The organism is Actinomadura rugatobispora (assembly GCF_042656285.1).
GTDB lineage: Bacteria > Actinomycetota > Actinomycetes > Streptosporangiales > Streptosporangiaceae > Spirillospora > Spirillospora rugatobispora.
Genome location: NZ_JBHSON010000106.1, coordinates 57,852 through 64,486 on the forward strand (window position 1 = coordinate 57,852; position 6,635 = coordinate 64,486).

A 6,635-nucleotide genomic window follows, 5' to 3' on the forward strand; every position below is an offset into this window, starting at 1 on the left:
CCGGCGTTAACGCCGGGGGTAATGCCCGTGCCGCAGGCTCGGTTCCGTGCCCGACGCAACCGCTTACCCCATGGGGGACGAGGAGGCCGGCCAGGCGCCCCTGGCCGGCGTCCGGATCATCGAGATAGGACGCTTCGCGGCCGGACCGGCCTGTGCCACCGTGCTGGCCGACTGGGGCGCGGACGTGATCAAGGTCGAACCGCCCGGCGGCGATCCGGCGCGCGGTCCCGGCTCCCTGGAGCGGGACGGCGCGCCGCCGGTCAACCCGCGCTTCGAGGTGCACAACCGGTCGCGCCGCAGCGTCGTCCTCGACCTGCGGATCGACCGCGGCAGGGCCGCCCTCGACCGGCTGCTGGCCACCGCGGACGTGTTCGTCACCAACCTCAGCCCGGGCGCGCTGGAACGGCTCGAACTGGACGCGGCGACGCTGCGGGAACGCCACCCGCGGCTGATCGTCGCGCAGATCAGCGGCTACGACCTGGCCTCGCCGCTGGCCGGCCGGCGCAGCTACGACCACGGCGCGTACTGGTCCTACTCGGGCGCGGCGTCGCTGTTCGCCGGCCCGGACGGGGAGCCGCCCCAGCCGGCCGGCGGGTTCGGCGACCGCGCCGCCGGGTCCGCCCTCGCCGGAGCCGTGGCCGCCGCCCTGTTCGCGCGGCAGCGCACCGGGACCGGCGGCCACGTCACCACGTCGCTGGCCGCCACCGGGATGTGGCTGATGGCCTCCGACGCCGGCGACCTGCTGAACGGCGGCCGCGCGCACCGGGCCGGCGGCCGGGACACGGCCCCGATCCCGACCGTCAACTGCTTCCGCACCGCCGACGCGCGCTGGCTGTGGCTCCAGGTCATGACGCCCGACCGGGACTGGGACCGGCTGCTGGACGCGCTCGGCGCGCCCTGGCTGGACGAGGACCCCCGGTTCCGCGGCGGCGACCCGGCCCGGCTGCGCGCGAACCGCACGGCGCTGCTGGAACTGCTCGACGAGCTGTTCCGCGAGCGGCCGCTGGCCGAGTGGGCCGACCGGCTCGGCGCCCGGCGGCTGGTCTGGGCGCCGGTCCGCGGCCTGGAGGAGGCCGTCGCGGACCCCGAGGTGCGGGCCGGCTCCGCGGTCGTCGAGTTCGACGACGAGTTCGGCGTCCGGCACGTCAGCGTCAACACGCCGTGCCTGTTCGACGGTGCGACGCCGCGCCCGCCGACCCGGGCCCCGGAGGCGGGGGAGGACACCCGGGCCGTGCTGGCCGCGGCCGGGATCGGCGAGGCCGAACTGGCCGAGCTGACCGAGGCCGGCGCGATCGATGCCGGCGCGCTCGATTCCGGTTCGACCGGGCCGAGAGGAGCACTGTGACCATGGGATACCGGGACGACCTGGTGGTCGACGACCGGCGGAACGGGATCTTCCGCGTCCACCGCTCGCTGATGACCTCGCCGGAGGTCTACGACCGCGAGCGGAGGGCGCTGTTCGACCGCTGCTGGCTGTACGTGGGGCACGAGTCGGAGATCCCGCGGCCGGGGGACTTCGTCCGGCGCGGGGTGGGCGGCCGCCCGCTGATCTTCCTGCGCGACTCGGGCGGCACCGTGCGGATGCACTTCAACACCTGCACGCACCGCGGCGCGACGCTGTGCCGCGAGGACGCGGGGAACACGCGGGTGTTCCAGTGCTTCTACCACGCCTGGAGCTTCGACACGACGGGCCGGCTGGTGGTCACGCCCGGCGCCGACGGCTACGGCCCCGGGTTCCGCAAGGAGGCCCACAACCTGGTCGCCCCGGCCCGGTTCGACAACTACCGGGGCCTGTGGTTCGTCAACTACGACGCCGAGGCCGTCGACCTGCGCGCCTACCTGGCGGGCGCGATCGAGTACCTCGACCTGGTGCTCGACCAGGCCGCGGAGGGGATGCGGATCGTCAAGGGCGCGCACCGCTACAGCGTCAAGGCGAACTGGAAGCTGATGCTGGAGAACAGCATCGACGGCTACCACGCGCCCACGGTGCACGCCACCTACGTCGACTTCGTCAAGGACACCGGCGGCGGGCAGCGCAAGGACGCCCTCGGCGCCGGGAACGGCGTGGACCTCGGCAACGGCCACGCGGTGGTGGAGAGCCCGGCCGCCTGGGGCCGGCCGATCGCCTACTGGGAGCCGTTCTTCGGCGAGGAGGCCCGGGACGAGATCGCGGCCACGCTCGCCCGGCTGGTCGACCGGCACGGCGCGGAGCGCGGCCGCCGGATGGCCGACACCTTCCGCAACCTGATGATCTTCCCCAACCTGATCATCAACGATGTCGCCGCGATCACCGTCCGCCGGATCGAGCCGACCGCCCCCGACCGGCACGCGCTGGAGGCGTGGGCGCTGGCGCCGGCCGAGGAGGCCGAGGGGAGCGCGGCGCTGCAGCGCCGCCTGGACAGCTTCCTGACCTTCCTCGGCCCCGGCGGCTTCGCCAGCCCGGATGACGTCGAGGCGCTGGAGTCGTGCCAGCAGGGCTTCGCCGCCGTCCGCGAGGCGCGGTGGAGCGACATCTCGCGCGGTATGACGCGGGAGTCCAACTCCCAGGACGAGCTGCAGATCCGCACGTTCTGGCGGTCGTACGCCGCGCTCATGGACGGCTCCGGCTTCCCCGAGCGGGTCACCGGCGTGGAGTCGCCGGGCGAGGCGTCCGGGTCGCCCGCCCCGGCCGGTTCGGCGGTGATCCGATGACCGTCACGCCCGAGGCCGCGGCCGCCGACCGGCACGCGCTCCGCCTGGACGTGGAGGCGTTCCTGTACGAGGAGGCCGCGCTGCTGGACGAGTGGCGGCTCGACGAGTGGCTCGGCCTGCTCACCCCCGACGCCCGCTACGAGGTGCCGAGCACCGACCGGCCCTCCGGCGGGCCCGCCGACGCGCTGATGCTGGTCTCCGACACCCGCGGCATGATCGACGCCCGGGTGAAGCGGCTGAACAGCCGCAAGGCGCACCGGGAGTTCCCCTGGTCGCGCACCCGGCGGATCATCGGCAACACCCGGATCCTGTCCCGGGACGGCGACGAGCTGGAGGTCACCGCCAACTTCGCGGTGTACCGGTCGCGCCGCGGCGTCGACACCTACATGGGCCGGTACCTGTACCGGCTGGTCGCGGCCGCCGACGGGACGTTCAAGATCAGGTTCCGCCGGGCCGAGCTGGACGTGGAGACCCTCCACTCGCACGGCACGCTCAGCATCATCCTCTGAGGGGGAGGCAAGGCATGGACCGGCGTCTCGCCACCACCACCGAGCAGGTCAGATTCCGCGTCGACGCCACCCGCTGCGACGGGCAGGGGGTCTGCGTGCTGGTCGCGCCCGAGCTGTTCGAGCTCGACCGGTACGGACTGGCCTACGTCACCCCGGACGGCGACCGGCTCGCGGCCGACGACGAGGAGATCCGGGCGCGCGGCCTGGAGGCCGACGCGATGTGCCCGCGCAACGCGATTCGCGAGGAACTCGCGGCCAGGGCGGCGGCCCCGCCGCCCGAACCAGCGCCCGCGCCCGAGCCCGGTGGCGGCTTCGCGCCCCGCCTCCTCCTGGCGGACGGGACGAAGACCGAGTCGCTGGAGGAGTGGCGGGCGGCAGGCGGCTGGCGCGACCACACGCCCGGCGCCCTGCTCGACCTGCCCGACCAGGCGGGCCTGGCGGGCCACGGCGGGGCGGGCTTCCCGACCGCCGAGAAGTGGCGGCGGGTCATCGGCGCGGACCGCCCCGTCGTCGTCGCCAACGGCTCCGAGCGCGAACCGGGCACCGAGAAGGACCGCCACCTGATGGCGCACCGCCCGTACGCCGTCCTGGACGGGCTGCGGCTGGCGATGCGCGCGGTCGGCGCCGCGCTCGGCTACGTCGCCGTCGACGAGGACGCGCACGAGGCCGCCGAGCGGATCACCGCGGCGGTCGAGGCGACCCGCGGCGACGACCTGGAGATCCGCGTCCAGCGGGTGCCGACCCGGTACGTGGCGGGGGAGGAGACCGCGCTGCTGTCGGTGATCGAGGGCAAGGACCCGCTGCCCCGGATCCGCCCGCCGTACCCGAGCGACGTGGGCGTCTTCGGGCGGGCGACGCTCGTCCAGAACGTGGAGACGCTCGTCCATCTGGCGGTCGCCGCCGCGATCGGCGCGGAGGCGTACCGGTCCGGCGGGACGCCCGGCTGCCCGGGGAGCGGCGTCTTCACGATCGGCCGCTTCGGCGGCCCGTTCGAGGTCGCCGAGATCGAGTTCGGCCGGTCGCTGGCCGGGGTGCTGGACGACCACGGCCTGCTCGACGGCGCCCGCGCCGTCCTGGTGGGCGGGTACGCGGGCGGGCTGCTGACCCCGGACCGCCTCGACGCGGCCCTCACCCCGGACGCGCTGCGCGCCGCCGGGGCGTCGCTGGGCACCAAGTCGATCCAGGTCCTGGGCCCGGACGACTGCCCGGTGCGGGTCGTGGCCGGCATCGTCCGCTACTTCGGCGAGCAGACCGCCGGCCAGTGCCCGCCGTGCTCGCGCGGGCTGCCCGACATGGCCGCCATCCTCGACGACCTCGACGGGGGCAGGGGCGGCGCGGCGGCGCTCGCCGAGCTGGAGACGTTCATGGCGACGCTGTCGGGACGCGGCGTGTGCCGCCTCCCGGACGGCGCCGCGCGGGTCGCCCTGTCCCTGCTGACCGGATTCGCCAGCGTCGTCGCCGCGCACGCCGGCGGCGGCTGCCCGGACCTCAGATAGGAGTCACCTTTCATGCACCGATCCGACGTGGAGTTCCAGAGCGAGGGACAGACGTGCCGCGGCTGGCTGTACCGGCCCGAGGGCGAGGGCCCGTTCCCGGCCGTCGTGCTCGCGGGAGGCTGGTGCTACGTCCGTGAGCTCGTCATGCCGTACTACGCGGAGGCGTTCGCCCAGGCGGGCATCGCCGCGCTGGTCTTCGACTACCGCAACCTGGGCGTCTCCGACGGCGACGTCCGCCAGCACCTCGACCCGTGGGCGCAGATCCGCGACTACCGCAACGCGCTCAGCTTCCTGGAGCGCCTGGACGACGTCGACGCCGACCGGCTCGGCGTCTGGGGGATCTCCTACTCCGGCGGCCACGCGCTGATCCTGGGCGCGACCGACCCGCGGGTGAAGTGCCTGGTCAGCCAGATCCCGGTGATCGACGGGTACGAGAACATGCGCCGCGCGCACGGCTCCGTCGGCTACCGCAGGCTGTGGCGGACGATCCTGGACGACCGGGCGCTGCGCTACGACAAGCCCGGCGAGCGGCTGCACGTCCCGCACGCGACCGCCGATCCGGCCGCCGACCTCGGCACCTGGCCGTTCCCCGAGACCTACCACACGTTCAAGGCGCTGAAGGAGACCGAGGCGCCGCTGTACCAGAACAGCAGCACCGTCGAGAGCGTGGACCTGCTCCTGGAGTACGACGTCGTCCCGTTCACCCGGCGGATCTACGACGTCCCGTCGCTGGTGATCGTGGCCGAGGCGGACGACCTGACGCTGTGGGACCTGGAGATCGGCGCCTACAACCAGATCCCGACGGCGAAGAAGAAGCTGGTCACGCTGCCGCACACCACGCACATGACGCTCTACAGCGACCAGGACAAGCTGCGGGCCGCGGCCGGGCACGCCACCGCCTGGTTCACCGAGCACCTGCTTCCGGGCGGCGCCTCGTGACGGTGACCGGCACCGGCACCGGGACCGGGACCGGGACCGATGTGCGGCTCGACCGGTACCGGCGGATGCTCCGGATCCGGCGGTTCGAGGAGCGCACCTCCGCGCTGTACCGCGAGGGCGCGGTGCCCGGTTTCGTGCACCTGTCGGTCGGGCAGGAGGCGGTCGCCGTCGGCGTGTGCTCGCGGCTGCGCGCCGACGACGTGATCACCTCGACGCACCGCGGCCACGGCCACGTCCTGGCCAAGGGCCTCGACATGACCGGGATGTTCGCCGAGCTGATGGGCCGGGCGACCGGCACCTGCGGCGGGTTCGGCGGGTCGATGCACATCGCCGACCCGGGCCGGGGGATCTACGGCGCCAACGGGATCGTCGGCGCCGGCCTCCCGATCGCGGCCGGCGCCGCCCACGCGGCCCGCCGGGCGGGGAGCGACCGGGTCGTCGCCGCCTTCTTCGGCGACGGCGCGGTGGCCACCGGCGCCTTCCACGAGGCGGTCAACCTGGCCGCGCTGTGGCGGCTGCCGATCCTGTTCGTGTGCGAGAACAACGGGTTCTCCGAGTTCAGCCGGACCGGCGACCAGCATCCGGTGCCGCTGTCGGAACGGGCGCGCGGCTACGGGATCGCGCACGAGCGCGTCGACGGCAACGACGTCGACGCGGTCGACGCCGCGACGGCCGGCCTGGTCGGCCGGCCGCGCGGCGGCGCCGGCCCGGTGCTCCTCGAAGCGGTGACCGAACGGGTGATGGGCCACTACGAGGGCGACCCGCAGCGCTACCGCGACCCGGAGGCCGCCCGGCTGCCCGACCCGCTGGACCGCGCCCGCGCCGCGCTGCTGGCGGGCGGCGTCGCGGCCGCGGACGTCGAGGCGGTCGGCGCCGAGGTGGACGCGGAGGTCGAGCACGCCGTCAAGGCCGCCCGCGAGGCGCCCTGGCCCGACCCCGGCCGCATGGCCGAGCTCGGCGACGGGCGGCGCGTCCTGGCCCGCGCGCCCGCGCCGCCACG

6 protein-coding genes are annotated in these 6,635 nt (G+C 74.8%); all 6 read left to right on the forward strand.

The window, feature by feature from the left end:
• Window positions 1-46: 46 nt before the first annotated feature.
• Window positions 47-1,345, forward strand: coding sequence for a CaiB/BaiF CoA transferase family protein (locus ACFPZN_RS47185; protein WP_378290072.1), 1,299 nt, complete (start codon window positions 47-49; stop codon window positions 1,343-1,345).
• A 2-nt stretch (window positions 1,346-1,347) separates the two neighbouring features.
• Entirely contained in the window at window positions 1,348-2,691 is a 1,344-nt protein-coding gene (locus ACFPZN_RS47190; protein WP_378290082.1) for an aromatic ring-hydroxylating oxygenase subunit alpha, read from the forward strand.
• Window positions 2,688-3,200, forward strand: a complete 513-nt coding sequence (locus ACFPZN_RS47195; protein ID WP_378290074.1) for an aromatic-ring-hydroxylating dioxygenase subunit beta — start codon at window positions 2,688-2,690, stop codon at window positions 3,198-3,200. Before ACFPZN_RS47190 ends, ACFPZN_RS47195 begins: the two co-directional genes overlap by 4 nt.
• 14 nt (window positions 3,201-3,214) lie before the next feature.
• A complete protein-coding gene (locus ACFPZN_RS47200) occupies window positions 3,215-4,696 on the forward strand; it encodes an NADH-ubiquinone oxidoreductase-F iron-sulfur binding region domain-containing protein (RefSeq protein ID WP_378290076.1) in 1,482 nt (493 codons plus the stop codon).
• A gap of 12 nt (window positions 4,697-4,708) precedes the next feature.
• Window positions 4,709-5,635 carry an alpha/beta hydrolase gene (locus ACFPZN_RS47205; protein WP_378290078.1) on the forward strand — a complete coding sequence of 309 codons (927 nt, stop codon included), beginning with the start codon at window positions 4,709-4,711 and terminating at the stop codon, window positions 5,633-5,635.
• Window positions 5,632-6,635 (forward strand): thiamine pyrophosphate-dependent dehydrogenase E1 component subunit alpha (locus ACFPZN_RS47210; protein WP_378290080.1); only part of this gene is annotated, 1,004 nt, incomplete at its 3' end. The genes ACFPZN_RS47205 and ACFPZN_RS47210, both read left to right, overlap by 4 nt.

Bases quoted from the DNA above. Each gene is read 5' to 3' on its own strand.
- ACFPZN_RS47190 (WP_378290082.1), top strand. From the start codon at position 1,348: ATGGGATACCGGGACGACCTGGTGGTCGACGACCGGCGGAACGGGATC.
- ACFPZN_RS47195 (WP_378290074.1), top strand. From the start codon at position 2,688: ATGACCGTCACGCCCGAGGCCGCGGCCGCCGACCGGCACGCGCTCCGC.
- ACFPZN_RS47200 (WP_378290076.1), top strand. From the start codon at position 3,215: ATGGACCGGCGTCTCGCCACCACCACCGAGCAGGTCAGATTCCGCGTC.
- ACFPZN_RS47205 (WP_378290078.1), top strand. From the start codon at position 4,709: ATGCACCGATCCGACGTGGAGTTCCAGAGCGAGGGACAGACGTGCCGC.